This window comes from Nocardia sp. NPDC058519, assembly GCF_042719755.1.
Lineage (GTDB): Bacteria > Actinomycetota > Actinomycetes > Mycobacteriales > Mycobacteriaceae > Nocardia.
In genome coordinates, this window is the sequence record NZ_JBHXNK010000020.1 from 83,876 (window position 1) to 105,441 (window position 21,566).

At 66.9% G+C, this 21,566-nt stretch carries 19 protein-coding genes and 1 tRNA gene; 2 read left to right on the forward strand and 18 right to left on the reverse strand.

Annotation, left to right across the window (positions count from 1 at the left end; translation table 11 throughout):
- Positions 1-2: 2 nt before the first annotated feature.
- From ACFWPK_RS21965 to ACFWPK_RS21985, 5 genes are all read right to left on the reverse strand, one after another.
- Positions 3-584 (reverse strand): ArsR/SmtB family transcription factor, encoded by a 582-nt coding sequence (locus ACFWPK_RS21965; RefSeq protein WP_378918555.1) that lies wholly within the window; start codon positions 582-584, stop codon positions 3-5.
- Positions 585-701: 117 nt separating this feature from the next.
- A tRNA-Thr gene (locus tag ACFWPK_RS21970) sits at positions 702-777 on the reverse strand.
- A 58-nt stretch (positions 778-835) separates the two neighbouring features.
- Complete coding sequence (locus tag ACFWPK_RS21975) at positions 836-2,035, reverse strand: DNA polymerase III subunit delta' (protein WP_378918557.1); 1,200 nt, start codon at positions 2,033-2,035, stop codon at positions 836-838.
- A 67-nt stretch (positions 2,036-2,102) separates the two neighbouring features.
- Entirely contained in the window at positions 2,103-5,027 is a 2,925-nt protein-coding gene (gene topA / locus ACFWPK_RS21980; protein WP_378918559.1) for a type I DNA topoisomerase, read from the reverse strand.
- Between the two features lie 237 nt (positions 5,028-5,264).
- Complete coding sequence (locus tag ACFWPK_RS21985; RefSeq protein ID WP_019044597.1) at positions 5,265-5,471, reverse strand: cold-shock protein; 207 nt, start codon at positions 5,469-5,471, stop codon at positions 5,265-5,267.
- A gap of 435 nt (positions 5,472-5,906) precedes the next feature.
- Between ACFWPK_RS21985 and ACFWPK_RS21990 the strand changes: the two genes are divergently transcribed.
- A complete protein-coding gene (locus ACFWPK_RS21990) occupies positions 5,907-8,297 on the forward strand; it encodes a DEAD/DEAH box helicase (protein ID WP_378918561.1) in 2,391 nt (796 codons plus the stop codon).
- 289 nt (positions 8,298-8,586) lie between these two features.
- Here the strand turns inward: ACFWPK_RS21990 and ACFWPK_RS21995 are convergent, their stop codons facing one another.
- From ACFWPK_RS21995 to ssd, 7 genes are all read right to left on the reverse strand, one after another.
- The gene (locus ACFWPK_RS21995) at positions 8,587-8,976 is read right to left on the reverse strand and encodes an Rv3654c family TadE-like protein (protein ID WP_378918563.1); all 390 of its coding nucleotides are present in this window, start codon (positions 8,974-8,976) and stop codon (positions 8,587-8,589) included.
- Positions 8,973-9,287 carry a TadE family type IV pilus minor pilin gene (locus ACFWPK_RS22000; protein ID WP_378918565.1) on the reverse strand — a complete coding sequence of 105 codons (315 nt, stop codon included), beginning with the start codon at positions 9,285-9,287 and terminating at the stop codon, positions 8,973-8,975. The genes ACFWPK_RS21995 and ACFWPK_RS22000 overlap by 4 nt, the downstream gene beginning before the upstream one ends.
- Positions 9,288-9,328: 41 nt before the next feature.
- Positions 9,329-9,538 carry a DUF4244 domain-containing protein gene (locus ACFWPK_RS22005; RefSeq protein WP_378918567.1) on the reverse strand — a complete coding sequence of 70 codons (210 nt, stop codon included), beginning with the start codon at positions 9,536-9,538 and terminating at the stop codon, positions 9,329-9,331.
- 72 nt (positions 9,539-9,610) lie between these two features.
- Entirely contained in the window at positions 9,611-10,231 is a 621-nt protein-coding gene (locus ACFWPK_RS22010; protein ID WP_378918648.1) for a type II secretion system F family protein, read from the reverse strand.
- Positions 10,232-10,407: 176 nt separating this feature from the next.
- The gene (locus ACFWPK_RS22015; RefSeq protein ID WP_378918569.1) at positions 10,408-10,986 is read right to left on the reverse strand and encodes a type II secretion system F family protein; all 579 of its coding nucleotides are present in this window, start codon (positions 10,984-10,986) and stop codon (positions 10,408-10,410) included.
- 352 nt (positions 10,987-11,338) lie between these two features.
- The gene (locus ACFWPK_RS22020) at positions 11,339-12,520 is read right to left on the reverse strand and encodes a TadA family conjugal transfer-associated ATPase (protein WP_378918571.1); all 1,182 of its coding nucleotides are present in this window, start codon (positions 12,518-12,520) and stop codon (positions 11,339-11,341) included.
- A gap of 11 nt (positions 12,521-12,531) precedes the next feature.
- On the reverse strand, positions 12,532-13,662 hold the full coding sequence (gene ssd, locus ACFWPK_RS22025) for a septum site-determining protein Ssd (protein WP_378918573.1): 1,131 nt from the start codon (positions 13,660-13,662) through the stop codon (positions 12,532-12,534).
- Between the two features lie 414 nt (positions 13,663-14,076).
- Between ssd and ACFWPK_RS22030 the strand changes: the two genes are divergently transcribed.
- Complete coding sequence (locus tag ACFWPK_RS22030; protein ID WP_378918650.1) at positions 14,077-14,871, forward strand: HAD-IB family hydrolase; 795 nt, start codon at positions 14,077-14,079, stop codon at positions 14,869-14,871.
- A gap of 424 nt (positions 14,872-15,295) precedes the next feature.
- Here ACFWPK_RS22030 and ACFWPK_RS22035 read toward each other — a convergent pair whose 3' ends face one another.
- The 6 genes from ACFWPK_RS22035 to ACFWPK_RS22060 all read right to left on the reverse strand — a co-directional run bounded on the left by ACFWPK_RS22035 (position 15,296) and on the right by ACFWPK_RS22060 (position 21,500).
- Positions 15,296-16,042: an oxidoreductase gene (locus ACFWPK_RS22035; RefSeq protein WP_378918575.1), complete on the reverse strand. Its 747-nt coding sequence runs from the start codon at positions 16,040-16,042 to the stop codon at positions 15,296-15,298.
- A gap of 10 nt (positions 16,043-16,052) precedes the next feature.
- Positions 16,053-16,217, reverse strand: coding sequence for a hypothetical protein (locus tag ACFWPK_RS22040; RefSeq protein WP_266297608.1), 165 nt, complete (start codon positions 16,215-16,217; stop codon positions 16,053-16,055).
- Positions 16,218-16,320: 103 nt separating this feature from the next.
- Positions 16,321-17,994 (reverse strand): dipeptide ABC transporter ATP-binding protein, encoded by a 1,674-nt coding sequence (locus ACFWPK_RS22045; RefSeq protein WP_378918577.1) that lies wholly within the window; start codon positions 17,992-17,994, stop codon positions 16,321-16,323.
- Entirely contained in the window at positions 17,991-18,920 is a 930-nt protein-coding gene (locus ACFWPK_RS22050; RefSeq protein WP_378918579.1) for an ABC transporter permease, read from the reverse strand. Before ACFWPK_RS22050 ends, ACFWPK_RS22045 begins: the two co-directional genes overlap by 4 nt.
- A complete protein-coding gene (locus tag ACFWPK_RS22055) occupies positions 18,913-19,839 on the reverse strand; it encodes an ABC transporter permease (protein ID WP_378918652.1) in 927 nt (308 codons plus the stop codon). Before ACFWPK_RS22055 ends, ACFWPK_RS22050 begins: the two co-directional genes overlap by 8 nt.
- A gap of 62 nt (positions 19,840-19,901) precedes the next feature.
- Positions 19,902-21,500, reverse strand: a complete 1,599-nt coding sequence (locus tag ACFWPK_RS22060; RefSeq protein WP_378918581.1) for an ABC transporter substrate-binding protein — start codon at positions 21,498-21,500, stop codon at positions 19,902-19,904.
- Between the last annotated feature and the right edge of the window lie 66 nt (positions 21,501-21,566).

Genomic DNA, 21,566 nt, shown 5'->3' on the forward strand with positions numbered 1-21,566 from the left:
TCCTAGTCTGCGGTGTTCGTGCGAGGTGCGGGAAAGGCGAGAAAACGCGTCAACACACGGCGGGTGCCTGGGCGATCCTGCGGGTGAGACTGCTGAAAACGCTTGAGCAGCGCCATGTAGTCCTCGAAGAATTCCTCGAGTTCGGCGGGCGTCGCGTAGATCGCGCCACGAGAGAAGAGCATCATGTCGGCCCACTCACCCAGCTCGGCCCGCTCGGCCTGGAAACGCTGGAACATCTCGATATCGTCGGTGATGTGCTGCGCGACCAGCCCTTCCAGCAGCTCACGCATCTCCGGCGACTGATCCTTGTCCATCCGGTAGCGCAGGTCCTTCGGCGGCGAACGCCACCACCGCTCCTTCCCCTTCGCCAGCTCCGGCGCCTCTTCGATGAATCCGTGTTCGGCGAGTTGACGCAGGTGATAGCTGGTAGCGCCGGTGTTCTCGCCCAGCCGAGCACCCAACGCCGTCGCGGTGGCTGGCCCGTTCTCGGCGAGCGCACGCAGAATGCGCTGACGCAGCGGATGCGCGAGCGCACGCAGCGCTGCGGGATCGGTGATCTCTCTGGGCGGTACCTCGTCGGCCATACTTGCACCGTACTATTTGCACAAATATCTGTGCAAAGAACTTTATGCAACATTGAATCGCAGCCACCAGATACAGCGAAAGGCCCTCCCCGGTTTCCCGGGAAGGGCCTTCGACCTTGGAGCCGCCTGGGGGAATCGAACCCCCGACCTTTTCATTACGAGTGAAGCGCTCTACCGACTGAGCTAAGGCGGCGTGCCATTTCGGCGACGCGAGTCTATCGCGGGAACCGGTAGAACGCGAAAACGGGTGGTCAGGTGGTACGGGCGGTGATGAGGGTGGCGGTCATGGCGGCGATGGCGAAGCGGGGTTTCACGTTGAGGTCGAGGGCTTCGCGGCAGGCCAGGACGGCGTCGATGCTGCGGAGGAGGCCTTCGGGACGGACGTTGGTGGCGAGGTCGGTGATCTCGCCTGCCATGTCGGGGTGGGTGAGGGTGATGGGGGTGCCGCGGCCCGCGAAGCGCATGGCCAGGGCGTCGCGGTACATGCCCGCGATGTCGATGAGGGCGCGGTCGAGTGCGTCGCGGCCGGTGCGGGTGGCGCGGGATTTCTGTCGGCGTTCGAGGTCTTTGAGGACACCGGCCGAACCGCGGGTGGCCGAGGCGGAGCCTTTGCCGGTGCCGCCCGCACCGAGGGCGGTGGCTAGTTCGTCGCGTTCGCGGTCGTCGCGGTCGGCGCTCATCAGCTTGGCTTCGTCGTCGGCGGATTTCACCAGTTCGTCGGCGGCGGCGTAGGCGGCGCCGGGGCGCTCGGTCGCGGTGACCAGGGCGAGGGCGCGCTTGCGTCGTTGGCGGGCGTCTTCATCGGTGGCGAGGCGGCGGGCGCGGCCGACGTGACCGCCGCTCACCGAGGCAGCCCAGTCCGCGGTTTTCGCGTCGAGTTGGTCGCGCTCGCGCAGGACCTGCGCGATAGCGGGAACGGTCGGGGTCACGAGGTGTACGTGCCTGCAGCGCGAGCGCAGGGTGACGGAGATGTCCTCGGGGTCGACGGTGGGTGCGCACAGCAGGAAGACGGTGCGGTCCGGTGGTTCTTCGACCACCTTGAGCAGGGCATTGGCAGCGCCCTCGGTGAGACGGTCGGCGTCTTCGACGACCACGACCTGCCAGCGGCCGGTACTCGGGCGGCGGGCCGCGATCTGCACGATCGCCCGCATCTCCTTGGTACTGATGCTCAGTCCCTCGGGGATGATGCGCCGCACGTCACCGTGGGTACCGGCCATCGTCGTGGTGCACGCGTGACATTTCCCGCAGCCGACGATATCGGGATCGGTGCACTGCAGCGCCGCCGCGAAACACAGCGCCGCGACGGACCTCCCCGAGCCGGGCGGCCCGGTGAACAGCCACGAATGCGTCATCGCCCCGGTGACCACACCGGCCCGCGCCGCCTTCGCGGCAGCGGCCAGCCCGGTCTCGACCACGTCCTGGCCGACCAGTCGATCGAAGACACCTGCCACGCGCTACACCCTAGCCGCGAGGTCCGACAGGGTTTCCGGACGGCCGGGCAGCCTCACAGCTGACCGCTCAATCCTCTGCTGTCCCAGCGGATTTCTTCGCCGGAGCCTTCTTGGCGGCCGTCTTCTTCGCAGCCGTCTTCTTGGCCGCGGTCTTGGTGGCCGTCTTGGTCGCGGTCGACTTCGCCGCCGCCTTCTTGGCGGGCGCCTTCTTGGCCGCCTTCTTCGCGGTCGTCTTCTTCGCCGCCTTCTTCACCGGACCACGCGCCCGGCGATCGGCCAGCAGTTCGGAGGCGCGCTCGTCGGTGATCGACTCGACCTCGTCGCCCTTGCGCAGGCTGGCATTGGTCTCGCCGTCGGTGACGTACGGGCCGAAGCGGCCGTCCTTGATCACCATCGGCTTGTCCGTGGCGGAGTCGTTGCCCAGCTCACGCAGCGGTGCCGCGGCCGAGGCCTGACGCCCGCGACGCTTGGGCTCGGCGTAGAGCTTGAGCGCCTCATCGAGAGTGACGGAGAACAGCTGATCCTCGGTCGCCAGCGAGCGAGAGTCGGTGCCCTTCTTCAGATACGGGCCGTAACGGCCGTTCTGCGCGGTGATCTCCTCACCCGAGGTGGGATCGTTGCCGACCACCCGGGGCAGCGAGAGCAGCATCAGCGCGTCGTCGAGGGTGATCTCGGCCAGATCCATCGACTTGAACAGCGAACCGGTGCGCGGCTTGACCTCCGCGGCCTTCTTGGTCTTCTTCGCCGGCGCCGCGTCCGGGTCGGGCGCGGGCGGCTCGGGCAGCACCTCGGTGACGTACGGGCCGAAACGTCCTTCCTTGGCGACGATTTCGTTCCCCGATACCGGATCGACGCCGAGCGAGCGGCCCTCCTGCGGCGTCGAGAACAGCTTCTCGGCGACCTCGGGCGTCAGCTCGTCCGGCGGCAGATCGTCGGGCAGGTTCGCCCGCTGTGAGATCCGATCACCTTCGGGGTCATCGGGATTGATGACCATCCGCTCGAGATACGGACCGAAACGGCCGACGCGGACCACGACATCGCGGCCCTCTTCGTCGACGAACATCTTGATCGAGTTCACTTCGCGCGCGTCGATGTCGTCGAGCTGCACGGAGACCATCTTCTTGAGGCCACCCGAGCGCGCGACCGAGCCCTCGGCGCCGTGATCGCCACCGAAGTAGAAGCTGGACAACCAGTTTCCGCGCTGCTCGCGTCCACCGGCGATCGCGTCGAGGTCGTCTTCCATGGCGGCGGTGAAGTCGAAGTCGACGAGCCGGCCGAAGTAGGCCTCGAGCAGACCGACCACCGCGAACGCCACCCAGGCCGGGGCGAGCGCGCTGCCGCGCTTGTAGACGTACCCGCGATCGAGGATCGTCTTGATGATCGAGGAGTAGGTCGACGGACGGCCGATGCCGAGGTCTTCCAGCGTCTTGATCAGCGAGGCTTCGGTGTAGCGGGCGGGCGGGTTGGTGCTGTGGCCGTCGGGGTTGAGCTCGACGGCGGTGACGCTCTGGCCCTCTTCCAGTGCGGGCAAACGGGATTCGGCGTCGTCGGACTGGCCGCCCGCCTCCTCGTCCACACTCTCGACGTAGGCCTTGAGGAATCCGGCGAAGGTGATGGTGCGACCCGAGGCCGAGAACACGCACTCCTCGCCGGTCCGCGCGGTGCCGGTGATGCGCAGGGTCAGCGTGGTGCCACGAGCGTCGACCATCTGCGAGGCGACCGTGCGCTGCCAGATCATCTCGTAGAGCTTGAACTCGTCGTTGTCGACCTTCGAGGCCAGCTGACCGGGCGTCATGAACGTGTCACCCGAGGGACGGATCGCCTCGTGTGCCTCCTGCGCGTTCTTGACCTTGCGGGTGTACTGGCGCGGCGTCGGCGAGACGTACTCCGCGCCGTAGAGCTGGGTCGCCTGCGAGCGGGCCGCCGCGATGGCCGACTCCGACAGTGTCGTGGAGTCGGTACGCATGTAGGTGATGTAGCCGTTTTCGTACAGCCGCTGCGCGACCCGCATCGTGCGCTCGGAGGTGAACCGCAGCTTGCGACCCGCTTCCTGCTGCAAGGTCGAGGTCATGAACGGCGGATACGGCTTGCGCGTGTACGGCTTGGCCTCGGCCGAGCTCACCTCGAGCGCGGCACCGTCGAGCGCCTCGGCCAACCTGCGGGCATAGGCCTCGTCGAGGACGACCACACCGGTGGCCGACTTGAGCCGGCCGTCGGAACCGAAGTCACGACCGGAGGCGACCCGATCGCCCTGCACCTGCACGAGGCGCGCGCCGAATGTGCGCGGATTGGTCGAATCGGACTTCTCGTCGGGACCGGCGTCGAGCTTGGCGGCGATATCCCAGTACCCGGCGGAGCGGAACGCGATGCGCTCGCGCTCGCGCTGCACGATCACCCGGGTGGCGACGGACTGCACGCGACCGGCGGACAGCCGCGGCATCACCTTCTTCCACAGCACCGGGGAGACTTCGTAGCCGTAGAGGCGGTCGAGGATGCGGCGGGTTTCCTGCGCGTCGACCAGGTCGTTATCGAGCTCGCGCGTGTCGGCGGCCGCGGCGAGGATGGCGGGCTCGGTGATCTCGTGGAAGACCATCCGGCGAACCGGGACCTTCGGCTTGAGCGTTTCGAGCAGGTGCCAGGCGATGGCCTCGCCCTCGCGGTCGGGGTCGGTGGCGAGGTAGAGCTCGTCGGCGTCGGCCAGCAAGCTCTTGAGCTCGGCGACCTTGGCCTTCTTATCCGGGTTCACCACATAGATCGGCTCGAAGTCGTGATCGACGTCGACACCGAGGCGGGCCCACGCCTGCCCCTTGTATTTGGCAGGCACGTCGGCGGCACCGCGCGGCAAGTCACGGATGTGGCCCACCGAGGCCTCGACTGTGTAGTTACGGCCCAGATATGGCGCGATCTTGCGGGCCTTCGTCGGCGACTCGACGATCACGAGACGACGCAGGGGTCGGCCCTGGTCGGCTGAACTGCGGTCTCGTGTTGCCACCGGCGAACACCTTCCTTCTTGATCCGCGCGTCGGGAGGTCCGCTCGGTGCGCGGCTGGGGCTGACAGTGATGTTCGGACATCACCATCAGTGACGTTTATACCCTGCGCACTGGGGGTAGAGGCATTTGCGGCGCTTGCCGTCGCGGGCGCTGTCCTGGGCGATGCTACCCGGAAATGACTCATCCCCCACCTCCGCATGCGGAGGTGGGGGATGAGGCGTTGTTGTGTTTCGCAGCTCAGGAGAGCGCGCGAACGCCGGTAGCCTGGGGGCCCTTGGTGCCCTGGCCGACCTCGAATTCGACCTTCTGGTTTTCCTCGAGGGTACGGAAGCCCGTGCCCTGGATCTCCGAGTAGTGGACGAAGACGTCAGCTGAGCCGTCCTCGGGCGCGATGAAGCCGAACCCCTTCTCCGCGTTGAACCACTTCACAGTTCCCTGTGCCATTCTGTTTCCTTCTCTTTCTACCGGAAACGGCGGACAACTGGGTTCGTCCACCGGGCCCGTTCCGACCGCTGTACCGTTGGTCCCCCTGCAAGGAAATCCTGAGCACGGCGTTCGCAACAACGATCCTGCTGATGGTTTGGACCTTGGATCCGTCCCTCGAACACAGAAGCTTGCGACCGAGACCCAGTGAACCATGTCTTTGAGCAATTCGACAGTCGAGTTACCGACTATTTGCAAAATTCCTGATCTTGCGAATGTGCAGGTAAGGGACAGATTGGGTGTATCCGTACTTTCGGTCTGTTTGCTTCTTGATAACCGAGTGAGCTTCCAGCAAACATGCTGTGACCCAGATCGCTACTGGGTTACGAAATCCCAGGTAGTGGTTGTCGCACACACACGTTTCACACTTCTCGTGTCGCGTGAGAGGAGGACTGGATGAATCCGACCGACCGGACCGAGGTCCGGGAGCGCGATGCGAGCGAGAGCTACGGTCGATCGTTGCTGAATCGTGTCCTGACCGAAGCGGCTGCCGGCGGCAACCCGCTGACCCATGTCGCGGAGCTGCCCGCGCAGCGGGCCAGCACCACGGTATGGCCGGAATGGGTGCCATCGGAGCTGGTCACAGCCCTGGACGCGCAGGGGATCGAACTACCGTGGGAACACCAGACCCGCACGGCCGAGCTCGCGGCGACCGGAAACCACGTTGTGGTGAGCACGGGAACCGCATCGGGGAAATCGCTCGGGTACCAGTTGCCGGTGCTCACCGCGCTGCACGACGACCCGCGCGCCACCGCGCTGTACCTCTCCCCCACCAAGGCGCTCGGCGCCGATCAACTCCGCGCCGTCGGCGGCCTGATCCATGACAATCCACTCCGAGAGGCGCATCCGGCGAGCTATGACGGCGACACTCCCGCCGAGGTCAGGCAGTGGGTGCGGGCCAACGCACGCTGGATTTTCACCAATCCCGACATGCTGCACGTCGGGATTCTCCGCTCACATCAGCGCTGGGCGAGGGTGCTGCGCAACCTGCGGTATGTGGTCGTCGACGAATGCCATGCATATAGAGGAGTGTTCGGTTCGCATGTCGCGCTGGTGCTGCGCAGGCTGCGCAGACTCGCGCGGTTCTACGGTGCAGATCCGGTGTTCGTCCTGTGCTCGGCCACAAGTGCCGACCCGGCCGCGTCGGCGAGCAGGCTGATCGGGGCACCGGTCGTGGCTGTCACCGAGGACGGTTCGCAGCGCGGCGCCCGCACTGTCGCGCTGTGGGAACCGCCGCTGAGTGCGACGCAGGCCGGGGAGAACGGTGCGCCGGTGCGCCGCACCGCTACCAGCGAGGCGGCCAAGATCATGGCGGCACTGGTGGCCGAGGGCGCCCGGACGCTCACCTTCGTCCGCTCCCGGCGCGGTGCGGAACTGATCGCGCTTGATGCCCGTCGCGTCCTTGCTGAAACCGCTCCTGAACTGCAGGAACGGGTTGCCGCGTATCGTGCGGGCTATCTGGCCGAGGACCGGCGCGAGCTCGAGCAATCACTGTCGCAGGGGACATTGCTCGGCGCGGCCAGCACCAACGCCCTCGAACTCGGCGTCGACATCGCGGGCCTCGATGCCGTGGTCATCGCCGGTTTTCCCGGGACGGTCGCCTCGTTCTGGCAGCAGGCGGGGCGAGCGGGCAGGCGGTTGCAGGGTTCGCTGGTGGTACTCGTGGCTACCGACGACCCGCTCGACACCTACCTGGTGCATCACCCTGAAGCGCTGCTCGACCGGCCGATCGAGGCCACCATCACCGACCCGTACAACCCCTATATCCTCGGCCCCCAGCTGCTGTGCGCCGCGATGGAACTGCCGCTCACCGACGAAGAGGTGAGCGAGCTCCGAGCTGACGAGGTACTCGCCGACCTGGCCGAACAAGGCTTGATCCGGCGCAGGCCGAGCACCCGTGGCGCGGGTGCTCGCTGGCACGTCACCGCGCATACCCACCCGCACGACGACGTGGATGTGCGCGGTGGGCTCGGCTCGCCGGTCGCGATCGTCGACGCCGAAACCGGGCGCCTACTCGGCACCGCCGACGCGGGCCGGGCCCCGGCCACCCTGCACACCGGGGCTGTCCATCTACACCAGGGCGAGACCTATCTCGTCGACGAACTCGACCTCGAGGGTGGTGTCGCGTTCGTCAACGAGGTGGATCCCGGCTTCACCACCAGCTCCCGGCAGATCACCTCGATCACCGTCGAAGGGGTGATCGAGGAGCGGGTGCTCGGCGCGGTCACCGCGGCATCCGCGCAGGTGGCGGTCACCAACCAGGTCGTCGGCTACCTGCGGACCCTGGTGACCGGTGAGGTGCTCGACCAGGTGGAGCTCGATCTGCCCGCGCACACCCTCCACACCAAGGCTGTTCTGTATACCGTCACATCCCGCCTGCTCGCCGCCGCCGACATCTCCGACGAACAGCTGCCCGGCGCTTTGCACGCGGCCGAGCACGCGGCCATCGGCATGTTGCCCCTGGTCGCGGGCTGCGACCGGTGGGACATCGGCGGTGTCTCCATCGCCGAACATCCCGATACGGGTGCGCCGACGGTGTTCGTATACGACGGGCAGCCCGGTGGTGCGGGCTTCGCCGAGCGCGGATTCGCCCAGCTCACAGCCTGGTTGGCCGCCACATTGAGCGTGATCCGCAGCTGCGCGTGCCAGGACGGGTGCCCCTCGTGTGTGCAGTCGCCCAAGTGCGGCAACGGCAACAATCCCCTGGACAAGGACGCCGCCGGACGCTTGCTGGCCGCCGTTCTCGGCGAGCTCCGGGCACATGGTGACCAGTCCACGGACTCGTGATGTCCGTACGCACGACACGTGACCGCCGATACACCTCACTCGAGGAATGCTGGTCACGCGTCCGAATTAGCGTTGACCAGCGGCGATATGCCCGCACGCCCTGGATGTCCGATTAAAAAGGACCACTTTTCTATTAACTGGCCCATAGCCAACCGGAACCGCCGGTACCACCGCACCAATACTTTTCATTTTTTTCTGGCGGGATCAAAGAATGCGCAAACGCGCTCGGTGCTGAATTCCTAATTGGTTCGGAGCGGGACAACCACCGACCAGTGATAACACTTCCGGGTCACTCATTCTCTTCTACCGGACCCGCCCGTGCCGAAGCCCGCACGGTGCGCACGCCGAACACTCCGGCCGACACATTCGCCTCGACATCGACAACAACATCCCACTGCGCGACCGCGCACCGCCGCACCCGAACCCCCATCCGCCGAGCAATCTCACCGGCCTCCCCACATCCCGACTCCGCACCTTCCGCCAACACCCCCGCCGCGGCCAACGCCCCCAGATCAGCGGCCGCCTGCGCCCGATGTCGAGCCACCACCACACCACCGACTTGCCCCACCGACAACGTCAGACAGATCAACCCAGCCAACGCCACACACACGAACACCGTCGCCCCACCACAGTCCCCAGCCAGCCCACGCCACACCGACCTGTCGCGCCAGGCCGTCACGGTTGCACTCCCGGCTCGGTGACGGCGACCGCTTCGGCGCGAAGGCGCAGACCGGGGAGCAGCGGGGTGTTCGCGGAGACGGTGGCTACGACTCGATCTCCTTCGGTGCGAAGTTCGACGGTCGCGCCCGGAGGGGCGACGGCTTTGCCGGCCGTGATCGCCCGCGAAGTGTCACCGCGAGCGGCCAACCGGGCGGTCTCGCGGGCCGCGTCGGTGCAGCGGACCTGGGTGGATCCGGCGAAGAGGGCGCCTATGCACAGGGCTACAGCGCACACCAAGGCCGCGAGGGCGATGGCGGCCTCGACCGTCACCGCGCCCGTGTCGGCCCCGAGAGTGCTTGTGTCGCAGTGGTTTACACGCTCGTGTTGAGCGCCTTGTCGATGATGCCGGTCAGCGCGTTGACGATGCTGTCCCCGGTGACCACCCCATAGAGCACTGCCCCGAAGGCCGCCGCGGCGATAGTCCCGATTGCGTACTCTGCCGTGGACATGCCGTCGTCGTCGATCAGCAGACGCGTGAATCGGGTGCGGGCCCCCGTGTATACCGTGTGGACGAACGTCATCGTGATCCCCTCTCTGGTTGCACCGCGCGGCTGCTCCGCACGGTGAAGATTCGGTGGCCTCGTGGAGGCCGGTCACAGCAGGCCTCCGTCGCCGAGCACTCGGTCGGCCAGGCCGATGACGACCGGAACGATGCCGAGACAGACGAAAGCGGGCAGGAAGCACAGGCCGAGTGGGCCGCCGATCAGTACGCCCGCGCGTTCGGCGCGCGCGACGGCGGCATCTTCCACGGCTTCGCGCCGCTGCGTGGCGAGTTCACCGACCGCCACCGCCAAGGAGGCACCGGAGCGGGCCGAACGGCGTGCCATCCTGGCCAGCGACTCCACCTCGTCCGCGCCGACCGACCCGACCGCATCCGCGGCTGCCCGCTCCCATGCCGTCGCCGGGTCGGCGCCCAGCGCGAGAAGGTCTGCGGCCCTGAGTAATGCGGCCCGAAGAACCGGCGGCGCTGTCGGTGCACTCGCGCGCGCGGCCGCGGCCATCGGCAGTCCCGCTCGGAGACAAGCGGCCAGCAGATCGAATGCGGACGCGGACCCGAGCGGATCGACCTTCGCGGCGTCGCCCGCCGCTCCGGAGGCACCGACCGGTGGCGGGCCGAGCGCACGCACCCGTCGGCTGACGGCGACCCGCCCAGGCAACAACACGATCGCCACCGCCGCCACCAACAACGCCGCCGGCGAAGCGGCACCAACCATCCCCTGCACAGCAATCCCCTCCTCGAAGTTTGATCCACACCTGTCCACACCCGATCCGGGCCGACCGCCGGGCACCTCGCGGTCAGCTGTGGTCTTGTCCGGTGTTCACATCTGTCCACAGGCATTCGGATCGGCGGCCACTCCTGCCAACCGTTGGACCGCGCTGCGATGTGGGTTCAGGCCGTGCTCTTGCGGGTGATGACATCTGTCCACAGCAGTCCACAGCAGGCGAGGGCCGCGCCCAGCGGAAGCAGTAGCTCGCCCGCCGAAGTGGTGAACAGGATGGTGAGCGGGGCTGCGCCCATCAGTTGACCCAGGCCGATCCCTACCAAGGGGAGGCCGGCCAGGACCGTAGCCGATGCTCGGGCGCCGGCGAGGGCGGCCTCGGTGCGGTCTCGGAAGCGGATGCGGCCCAGTAGGTCCGATCTGGTGGCCGAGAGCAGTTCCGCCAGGGCCAGGCCGTGTTCTTCGGCTACCCGCCACGCGGCGGCGACCCTCGACAGTTCCTCGGCGACAATCGAATCCGGCTGCACCCAGGCGTCGGCGCCCGAGCCGCCGAGGCGGCTACGGCCCGCGCTGATCGCCAGTACGCGTGCGGCTTCGCCGCGCGACTCGCCCGCGGCGGATTCGGCCGCCGCGCTCGGGTGGGCGCCGACGCGGAGCTCGCCGACCACGGCTTCGAGACCGGCCAGCAGGTGTCCACATTCCCGGCGTCGTTCGCGGTCACCTCGACCGCGCCGCTTCCGCGCTGCCACCGTGGCTCCAAGCATGAGAGCTGCCAGACCGACACCGGGGCCGAAGGTGAATGCCGTGCACCCCAATCCGATTCCTGCACACCACTCCACAGGCACCCGCCTCGGCGCACGACGCCCGCCCGTGCCGAACAGGCGCGCGAACCGCCGCTGCCCGCCCGCCACCGGAAGCACCAGCACCGCGACCGCACAACAGAGCAAAGCACTACCCACGAGCTCACCATCCTCGAGACGAAACCTGCTGCTCGGTCACCACACGCCGACCACCTCGACCAGCGAATCTCCGCGCCCACCGATCCGATTCGGTCGAGTAGGCGCCGATCTGGCGGTGAAACCATCTCCGCGATGAGTTCGCTCACCCGAGTCGCACCTCGAGCAGTCGTTGGAGTTCGGCCGCCGCGGGGGTCGGATAGCTGTCCGACCGCCAGGCCGGGATGATGTGGACTCCGTCGGAATCACGTTGGAGGACACCGATTTCGCGGAGGGCGCGGGTTCCGTCGGAGCGGCGGTGGACGTGGAGAACTACTTGAACGGCCGCGGCCAGTTGGCTGTGCAGGGCGGCGCGGTCCATGCCGCCGAGAGCCGCCAGGGCTTCCAGCCGGGCGGGAACTTCCTGTGGCGAGTTGGCGTGGACGGTGCCCGCACCGCCGTCGTGGCCGGTATTGAGCGCGGTCAGCAGGTCGACGACTTCGGCACCGCGGACCTCACCGACGACTATCCGATCGGGTCGCATACGCAATGCCTGGCGGACCAGGTCACGCACCGTAACAGCGCCTACGCCTTCGACATTCGCGGTCCGTGCGACCAGGCGCACGACATGGGGATGAACGGGGGCCAGTTCGGCGGCGTCTTCGACGCAGATGATTCGTTCGGCCGGGTCTACCGCGGCGAGCAGCGCGGAGAGGAGCGTAGTTTTTCCCGCGCCCGTGCCACCTACGACCAGGAATGCGAGACGGGCGCGGACGATGGCGCCGAGCAGCCGGCGCGCATCCGGTGGAATCGAGCCCGCGGCAGCCAGCGCGTCGAGGCCCTGGGTCGCGGGGCGGAGTACGCGAAGGGATAGGCATGTCCCGTCGTGGGCGACGGGGGCGAGGACGGCGTGGAGTCGGACGCCGAACGCATCACCGAGCGTGGCTTCGGTTCCGGCGAGTTTGCCGTCGACCCAGGGTTGAGCGTCGTCGAGGCGGCGGCCAGCGGCCAGTGCCAGACGCTGGGCGAGGCGGCGAACCGCAGCCTCGTCGGCGAATCGCACATCGGTCAACTCCAGCCCGCGGCCACGGTCGACCCACACCGAATCCGGGGCTGTGACGAGCACGTCGGCGACCCGGGGATCGTGCAGTAGCGGTTCGAGCAGCCCCGCCCCGGTCATCTCGGTCTGCAGCAGGCGCAGCGCCCGGAGCAGGTCGGTGTCGGCGAGCACACCGCCGGCTTCAGTACGGATCGCGGCCGCCAGTTGCGCGGCATCTGGGACGCCCGGATGTTCGGCAAGGCGCTCACGGACCCGTTCGAGGAGATCGACGGTGACAAATGTGGTCATCCCGGCAATAGTCATGGCGCGTCGGCTCCGACCATGGCGAGGACGGCATCGGCGGCGTCGCGCAGGGGGCCGCGACGGCGCACGCTCAGACCTCCGCGCTCGAGACGGGACGCCAGGCCGGCTTGCCCGCGAACCGCTGCCAGGAGCGGCAGCCCGAGCAACTCGGCCACTTCCGCCCCGCGTAGGCCGCCGGGTGCTGGGCCACGAACAACCAAGCCGCGGTTCGGGTTTCGTTCTCCCAGATACGCCGAGACGACTTCGGCCGCGGCGATGGAGCGCAGCCGGGCCGGGACGATGAGGACGACCAGGTCGGCGGCGTCGAGCATCGAGTCGGCCGCGGGGCCACGCTCGGACGAGACATCGCAGACGACGAGATCGCCCGCATCCCTGCCGGATTCGATGACCGCCCGCACCGCGGCCGGAGACAACCCGGCCGCGGTGGTCGGCGAGCGACCCTGCCCGGCGGCACCCGGCCGCGCTCGCCCGCAGGACAGCACCGCCAAGCCGGGAGACGCGGCGGGCAACGCATTGTGCAGTGCCGCAGCCGACACCCGCCCGTCCTCGATGATCAGATCGGGCCAGCGCAGTCCCGGCACGTTCTCCATGCCCAGCACCAGATCTATCCCACCGTCGAGCGGGGCACCGTCGATCAGCACGGTGTCACGACGGACCCGGCGCGCGGCCCCGCGCAGCGCGGTAGCCGCGGCGAGCGTGGATGCCCCGGCGCCGCCACCCGCGCCTACCACCGCGACGACTATCCCTTCGCCCGTGCGGGATTCAGCGTGTTCGGCGAACTGCTCGACCAGCGCGACGGCGCCCGAGGGCAACGCCACAACCCGTTCGGCACCCACCGCTGTCGCCGCCTGCCAGTCGGGCACGGCAGGTTCGCCCTCGGTGACCAAGACGACGCCCGCCCGGCGCGGACAGCCTGCGACAGCGGCGGCGACAGCGGCCGCGGTATCGAGGATCACCATCCCGGCCCCGGCCCACGCATGCCTGCCGACAGGCATCACCCGTTCGTCGGTGACGCGCTCGGCGGCCGCCGCGACCCGGCGTACCTCCGCGCGCAATCGATCGTCACGCACGAGCACGAGAGCGGGCGCGATGGGTGGGGAGGCACTGCGCATCGGAGCTGGGTTCATGCGACTCAGCGTCGCCGAGCGAGGGAGTTGTCAACACCCCGAAAACGACGATTGTGGATAACTCGGGGGTGTGGAGAACTTTTACGATCGTCCCCGAAATAGAGGACGGCCCCAGCCGGGGGGGAGGAGGCTGGGGCCGTCGGGTTCAGCCCCGGGGGGTCGGGCTGAACGCGCCTGGACTAAGTCCAGGTGCCAGCAATACTACACCCATCCCCTGCTCGGGGCGCAAGTAGCATTCGCCGACATTCTTCGGCGATTCGCACCACCCGGCGTCCCCAGGGCAAACCCTTTTCCACGGTGCGGGCAGCCGATCCTGCGGCGCGCGCAGGTCGTGCCTATTCTGTTGACGTGACGCCAGAACGCGACCAGACCTCGCCTACGGACACAAGACTCGGCAAATCGGGCGCGGCCCCGGTGCCGGGTGGGCGGGTCGCCGCGTTCTTCGATCTCGACAAAACGGTGATCGCGAAGTCGAGCGCTTTCGTCTTCAGCAAACCGTTCTACGCACAGGGTCTGCTCAACCGCAGAGCCGTGTTGGAGAGCAGCTACGCGCACTTTTTGTTCCTGCTTTCCGGTGCCGATCACGACCAGATGGAACGGATGCGGGCAAACCTGGCCAACATGTGCGCGGGCTGGGATGTGGAGCAAGTGAAAGCCATTGTGGCCGAGACACTTCACGACCTCGTCGACCCGCTGATCTACGCCGAAGCCGCCGATCTGATCGCCGATCACAAGATCCGCGGACACGATGTGGTGATCGTCTCGGCCTCCGGCGAGGAGATCGTCAGCCCGATAGCGGAGGTGCTCGGCGCCTCGCACACCGAGGCGACCCGGATGGTGGTCGAGGACGGCAAGTACACCGGCGACATCGAGTTCTACTGCTACGGCGAGGGCAAGGTCGCCGCGATCGAGAAGCTCGCCGCCGAGCAGGGCTACGACCTGTCACGGTGCTACGCCTACTCCGACTCCGTGACCGATGTGCCGATGCTGAGCGCCGTCGGCCATCCGACCGCGGTCAACCCCGACCGAGCGCTGCGCAAGGAGGCCGCGAGCCGTGGCTGGCCGGTGCTCACGTTCTCCAATCCGGTGTCGCTGTGGTCGCGATTCCAGACGCCCTCGACCACCACCGTCGCCGCGACGGCAGCCGTCGGACTCAGCGCGATCATCGCGGGTGCGATCAGCTATCGACTGCTACGTAAACGACGCTGACCTGCGACGCTCCAGCACGAATCTCCGAGCGACACGCCGAATTCGATAGGATTCGGTAATGCCTCTGAAACCCTTGATGTGAGTGCCGTCACAGTGTAAGAATGGAGGCACGGAAGGACGGAAGGCCAAGACGGAGCCGGAAGAGAAGGTTTCGCCTCCCATCCCACCCTTCCCAGCACGGACACCAGGCACCCACGCGGAGCGCGCCGCGACAAGGCCGAAAGAGTTGTGGGCCTGCGAAATCCGAGTTCACGTCGGCGAACGCCTCGCACAGGTTGCGGGGATGAACCGGCGGGGTTGGGATGATCGCCGAGGCCACCGAACACAACCCACCCTGCACGCTTGGTAACCGGGTGTTCCGTGCTAGCGGGCGGTGAGGTCGAGCAATCGGCAACGCCGCCCGTTTCGATGTGTGGGGTCAGGCTCAGCCGGCTGCCGCGTCAGCGATCGAGTTGGCCTCGCGAGCACCGTCTTCCAGCGCGCCCGCGCAGAACAACACCCAGCCGCCGACGCCTTCGGCCGTGCCCATCCCGAATCCGGCCGCCGCGTCGAGGTAGGCCTGACGGCGGCGCAGCCAGAACACCTCGGGCACGCCGAGGCTGTGCGGATCGAGCCCACTGGCCACCGCGACCAGACGCGAAGCAGCGCGCGCGACGACCCCGTCGCCGGTGCCGAACGGACGCAACGTCAGCAGCTCGCCGTGCACGATCGCCGCGATCACAGGGGCGGGCGCCTTGCTGGTCTGGACGGTCTGCGCGAGCAGATCGAGCCGCTCGGCGACGCCAGGAGTGGAGCGCGGGCGGCCGAGTTCCTGCTCGTCGGTCACAAGATCGGCCGCGGCGAGCAGGTGCAGCCGGGCCAGCGCCTGCAGGGGCGCGCGCCGCCAGGTGCCGATGAGGTTGGTTAGCGCGTCGCCGTCGAGCGCCTGACCCACCCGCAACGCGCCGGCCAGCACCGGGTCGCTGACCTGACCGTCGGCGGGCAGGTCGGTACTCGCGCCTTCGATGGCCGCCGAGGAACGGGCGGCACGGACGGCGGCTTCGGCGGCGGTGGTCGCCCAGCCGCGCCGGTTCGACTTGTGCCGGTGCACGGCCGCGAGCGCGTCGCGCGCCTTGTCGGCGGCCTCGCGCACGCCGGGCAGGTCGACCAGGGGCTGCAGCGGATCAGTCACGGCATGGAGGTTACCGCTCGTACAGTGCGGCCCCCACGGTCACATACAACCCGCGCACCGTCGGCCAGCTGCGATCCGGCCACGGCACCTCGGCGAGCCGCTTGGCCGCCGGAGTCACCGCCCTGCGCCGCCGCGCTTCCCGCTCGGCCAGCCGTTCAGCATCGATTCGATCCACCGGCGTCTCCAACCCCTGCGATCAACACCGCACCACCTCGGACGAACTCACGGTACGCCGATGAGCTGGGCTCTCGAAGGGTTTCGAGAGCCCAGCCGATCCCCTACCCCGTGAGCAGTTCGCGACCGGGAATCGCCTCGAGCAGCGCCCGCGTGTACTCCTCGCGCGGCGACGCGAACACTTCATCGGTCGTGGCCGCCTCGACCACCTTGCCCTCGCGCATCACCAACACGTTGTCCGCGATCTGCCGCACGACGGCCAAGTCGTGGGTGATGAACAGATACGTCAGCCCCAGCTCGGCCTGGAGGTCGTTGAGCAAGGTGAGGATCTGGGCCTGGACCAGCACGTCCAGGGCCGAGACCGCCTCGTCGCAGACCACCATTTCCGGCGAGAGTGCCAGCGCGCGGGCGATCGCCACCCGCTGACGTTGCCCGCCCGACAACTCGTTGGGATAGCGCCGCAGCACCGACGACGGCAGCGACACCTTGTCGAGCAGGTCGCGCACCACCGTTTCGCGCTCGGCGGCGGTACCGATCTTGTGTACCCGCAGTGGTTCCTCGATCGTGCGGAAGATCGAGTACATCGGGTCGAGCGAACCGTAGGGATTCTGGAAGATCGGCTGCACCCGGCGCCGGAACGCGAACGCGCCCTTGCTGTCCAGCTTCGCGACGTCCTTACCGTCGAAAGCCACGGTGCCCGAGGTCGGTTCGAGCAGGCCGAGCACCATCTGCGCGATGGTCGACTTGCCCGATCCCGACTCGCCGACGATCGCGGTGGTGGTGCCGCGGCAGACCGTGAAACTCACGTCGTCGACGGCCACGAAATTCGCGGACTGCCACGGCCGCTTGCCACGAATCTTGAACGCCTTCGACAGGTTTCGTACATCGAGCACAGTGTCGGGTAGCGCGTCGGATGCCTTCTCGGCGACAGCTACCTCGACAGCCTGAGCACGCACCTCGGCCCGCTGCCGCGACGACGACATCCGCGATGCCGCCAGCGACGGCGCGGAGTTCACCAGCTTCTTCGTATACGCGTGCTGCGGATCACGCAGAATCTGTAGCGCCGGCCCGGATTCCACCACCTTGCCGCGATACATCACCACCAGGTGCTCAGCCCGTTCCGCGGCGAGGCCGAGGTCGTGGGTGATCAGCAGCACCGCGGTACCGAGCTCGGTGGTGAGCTGTTCGAGATGACCGAGGATCTGGCGCTGCACCGTGACGTCGAGTGCCGAGGTCGGCTCGTCGGCGATCAGCAGTTTCGGCCTGCACGACAGGCCGATCGCGATGAGCGCGCGCTGACGCATACCGCCGGAGAACTCGTGCGGGTACTGGTTCACCCGGCGTTCGGCATCGGCCATACCCGCCTCTGCCAGCAATTCCACCGAGCGCTTACGAGCGGCGTCACCGGTGGCGATGCCATTGGCCACCAGGGTTTCCCGGATCTGGAAGCCGATCTTCCACACCGGGTTCAGGTTCGACATCGGGTCCTGCGGGACCAGGCCGATGCCGTTGCCGCGGATCGCGACGATCTCCTTCTCCGACGCCGTGGTCAGGTCCTTGCCGTCGAACAGGATCGAACCGCCGGTCACCTTGCCGGTGCCGGGCAGCAGGTCGATGATCGCGTGCGCGGTCGTCGACTTGCCCGAGCCGGATTCGCCGACGATGGCGACGGTCTGACCGGGATAGACGGTGAGGTTCACCCCGCGCACGGCGGGAATCTGCTTGCCGTCGGAAGTGAAACCGACGTCCAGGTCCCGGATTTCGAGCAGGGGCTTCATCGGGTGCGCTCCTTCGGATCGAGCGCGTCGCGCACCGCGTCACCGAGCATGATGAAGCTCAGCACCGTGATGGCCAGCGCGGTCGCCGGGTAGAACAGGATCGGCGAGGTACGGATCTCGGTCTTGGCGCGGTCGATATCGGCGCCCCACGACACGATGCTCGGCGGCAGGCCGACGCCGAGGTAGGACAGCGTCGCCTCGGTGACGATGAAGACGCCGAGCCAGATGGTGGCGACCACGATCAGCGGACTCGCCGAGTTGGGCAGCACGTGCTTCATCAGCGTGCCCAGACGCGACACACCCAATGCCTTGGCAGCGGTGACATATTCACTGTTCTTGGCCTCGATCACCGCGCCACGCGTGATGCGCGCGGCCTGCGGCCAGGTGAAAGCCACCAGGATCGCGACGACCGTCATGATCCCCGCGGGCCGCAGCAGCTGCAGCAGCACGATCGCGGCCAGCACCATCGGAATGGCGTAGAAGACCTCGGCGATACGGGAGACGATCGTGTCGAGCAAGCCGCCGTAGAAGCCGGAAATCGCACCGAGGATGCCACCTACCAGCAGAAACAGCACCGCCGACGCGATGCCGACGGTGACCGACGCACGCGCGCCGTAGATGGTGCGCGCGAAGACATCACAGCCCTGCTTGTCGAATCCGAACGGATGACCCTCGCGCGGGCCGTCCATGCCGAACTCGCCGAGGCACAATCGCGGGTCCTGGCTGGTGAACAGCGAAGGCCACACCACCACGAGCATGACGAACACGATCAACACCACCGAGACCAGAAACACCGGGTTACGGCGCAGTCGCCGCCACGCGTCACCCCAGATGCTGGTCGGGGTGCCCTTGTCCAGGACACGATCGGTGGCGAGCACCTCCACCTCGTCGGCGGGGGCCACGAAATGCTGTTGCTTGTCATGCATAACGGATCCTCGGGTCCAGTGCGGCATAGAGCAGGTCGATCACGAGATTGACGAGTAGGAACAACACCACCAACACCGTCACGAACGACACCACGGTCGGCGGCTCGCCGCGGATGATCGCCTGGTACATGGTGCCGCCGACGCCGGGAATATTGAAGATGCCCTCGGTGACGATCGCGCCGGCCATCAGCGCACCGAAATCGGCACCGAGAAAGGTGACAACCGGGATCATCGAATTCCGCAGAATATGCACGGTCACCACGCGCCGGCGCCCGAGCCCCTTCGCCGTCGCGGTGCGAACGAAATCAGCGGATTTGTTCTCCGCCACCGAGTTCCTGGTCAGCCGCAGCACATAGGCGAACGACAGCGAGCCGAGTACGAACGCGGGCACGATCAGCTCGCTCAGGCTCGCTTTACCCGTGACGGTGACCGGGGCGATCCCCCACTTCACACCGAGCAGGAATTGCGCGAGATAACCCACGACGAATACCGGCAGCGCGATGATCACCAGGCTCGCGATAAGCATCGTCGAATCGAACAGTTTGCCTTTCCGCAACCCGGCGATCAATCCGAACACAATGCCGAATACGCCTTCGATCAGCACCGCGAGAAACGCGAGTTTGATGGTGATCGGGAAGGCGCGTTCGAGTTCTTCGCGCACCGGCCGGCCCGAGAACGAAGTGCCGAAGTCCAGCGTGAGGATCCCTTTCAAATAATGCAGATATTGCATGATGAAAGGTTGATCGAGGTGATATCGAGCGCGTAGTACCGCCTCGGCGGCAGGCGTGAGCTGTTTCTCGCCTGCCAGCGCCTTGATCGGGTCACCCGGTATCAGAAAGACCATCGCATAGATGAGCAGCGTCGCGCCCAGGAATACCGGGATCATCTGGAGCAGACGCCGAAGTACGTACCAAGCCATCATTTCCTCCGAAAACGACGGGGGCCGAGCCACACACAGTGACTCGGCCCCATCGTCGAGTTCTACTTCTCGATGTTCTCGAAGTCGAACAGACCGTTCCAGGTGAGCTCGGCCTTGGTGACCTTGTCCGAGCGACCCGCGTTGGCGACATAGTCGAACACCGGGATGTCGGCCATGTCCTTGATCATGATGGCCTGCGCTTGTGCGATCAGCTTGTAGGAATCCGCCTGCGTCGGGGCGGCGAGGGCGGCGTTGAACAAGCGGTCGACCTCGGGATTGTTGTAGTTGACGTTGTTGGTCTCGGAGAAGCTGTAGTACTGCGAACCGAGGAACTGCATCATCGTCGGGTAGTCACCCTGCCAGCCGTAGCGGAACGCCGTACCGATGGTCTTGGCGTTCACCGCGTCACGGATGTTCTTGAACGTCGGCATCGGGTTGGCGACGGCGTCGATACCCAGGGTGTTCTTCACGCTGTTGGCCACGGCCTCGATCCAGGCCTGGTGGCCGCCGTCGCTGTTGTAGGTGATCTGGTACTGACCCGACCACGGCGAGATGGCGTCGGCCTGCGCCCACAGTTTCTTGGCCTGGTCGGGGTTGTAATCGAACACTTCCGCACCTGGCAGGTTCGCGTCGTAGCCGGGCAGGGTCGCGGCGGTGAAGTCGCGCGACGGCGTGCGCGTGCCGTTGAAGATCTTGTCGATGATCTGCGGGCGGTTGATCGCCATCGAGATGGCCTTGCGCCGCAAAACGCCTTCCTCGCCACCGAAATGCGGCACGGTGGTCTGGATGCCGATGTGCTGGTTCTGCGCGGTCGGCTTGGTGATCGCGCGGTCGCCGAGGTCGCTCTCATACGTGGTGATGGCGCTGTCGGGAATGGTATCGAGGGTGTCGAGGTTTCCCGCCTGCAGATCCGCGTACGCGGTGTCGTAGGACTGGTACATCACGAATCGGAGGCCCTTGTTCTTGGCCGGGCGGCCACCGGGGTAGTCCGGGTTGGGCGTCAAATCGATCTTGACGTTGTGTTCCCACGAACCGAAAGCGTAGGGACCGTTGCCGATCGGCTTCTCACCGAAAGCCTTCATATCCTTGAAAGCGGCCTCGGGCAGCGGATAGAACGGCGCGTAGCCGAGCGCGCTCTCGAAGTCGATCGAGGGCGACTTCAGATCGACGGTGAAAGTACGGTCGTCGACGACCTTCAAGCCCGACATTGTCTTGGTGGTCGGCTTTTCCGCGCTTACCTCGTCGAACCCGGCGATGGGGTTGTACACATAACTCTGCAGCTGCGCGTTGTCGGCGAGAGCGCCGTAGTTCCACGCGTCGACGAAGGACTTCGCGGTCACCGTGGTGCCGTCGGTGAACTTCCAATTCGGCTTGATGGTGATCTTGTACGACTTACGATCGGTCGTCTCGATCTTCTCGGCCATCTCGTCGTGGGCAACACCGTTGGCGTCGTAGTACTTCAGCCCGGCGAACAAACGGTCGACAACGCGCCCGCCCATGTTCTCGTTGGTATTGCTTGGCACCAATGGATTCTGCGGCTCGCCCGCATTGGTGGTGACGATGCTCGAATCAGCACTGTCGTCGGACGAGCACGCGGTGAGACCGAGGCTTGTGGCCGCCAGTCCCGCCGCGACCAGCGCGGTCGCTCTGATGAATCTCAACGCTCTCTCCCGGTTCAATTCCGTGGCTAACGGTCGGAGGTTAGCGGCTCCGGCTGGATTTTTCAG

Excerpts from the sequence above, each read along its gene's own strand:
- ACFWPK_RS21985 (WP_019044597.1), bottom strand. The coding sequence starts at position 5,471 with ATGGCACAGGGAACTGTGAAGTGGTTCAACGCGGAGAAGGGGTTCGGC.
- ACFWPK_RS22055 (WP_378918652.1), bottom strand. The coding sequence starts at position 19,839 with ATGGCTTGGTACGTACTTCGGCGTCTGCTCCAGATGATCCCGGTATTC.
- ACFWPK_RS21990 (WP_378918561.1), top strand. The coding sequence starts at position 5,907 with ATGAATCCGACCGACCGGACCGAGGTCCGGGAGCGCGATGCGAGCGAG.
- ACFWPK_RS22050 (WP_378918579.1), bottom strand. The coding sequence starts at position 18,920 with ATGCATGACAAGCAACAGCATTTCGTGGCCCCCGCCGACGAGGTGGAG.
- ACFWPK_RS21965 (WP_378918555.1), bottom strand. The coding sequence starts at position 584 with ATGGCCGACGAGGTACCGCCCAGAGAGATCACCGATCCCGCAGCGCTG.
- ACFWPK_RS22010 (WP_378918648.1), bottom strand. The coding sequence starts at position 10,231 with ATGGTTGGTGCCGCTTCGCCGGCGGCGTTGTTGGTGGCGGCGGTGGCG.
- ACFWPK_RS22005 (WP_378918567.1), bottom strand. The coding sequence starts at position 9,538 with ATGACGTTCGTCCACACGGTATACACGGGGGCCCGCACCCGATTCACG.
- ssd (WP_378918573.1), bottom strand. The coding sequence starts at position 13,662 with ATGAACCCAGCTCCGATGCGCAGTGCCTCCCCACCCATCGCGCCCGCT.
- ACFWPK_RS22020 (WP_378918571.1), bottom strand. The coding sequence starts at position 12,520 with ATGACCACATTTGTCACCGTCGATCTCCTCGAACGGGTCCGTGAGCGC.
- ACFWPK_RS22045 (WP_378918577.1), bottom strand. The coding sequence starts at position 17,994 with ATGAAGCCCCTGCTCGAAATCCGGGACCTGGACGTCGGTTTCACTTCC.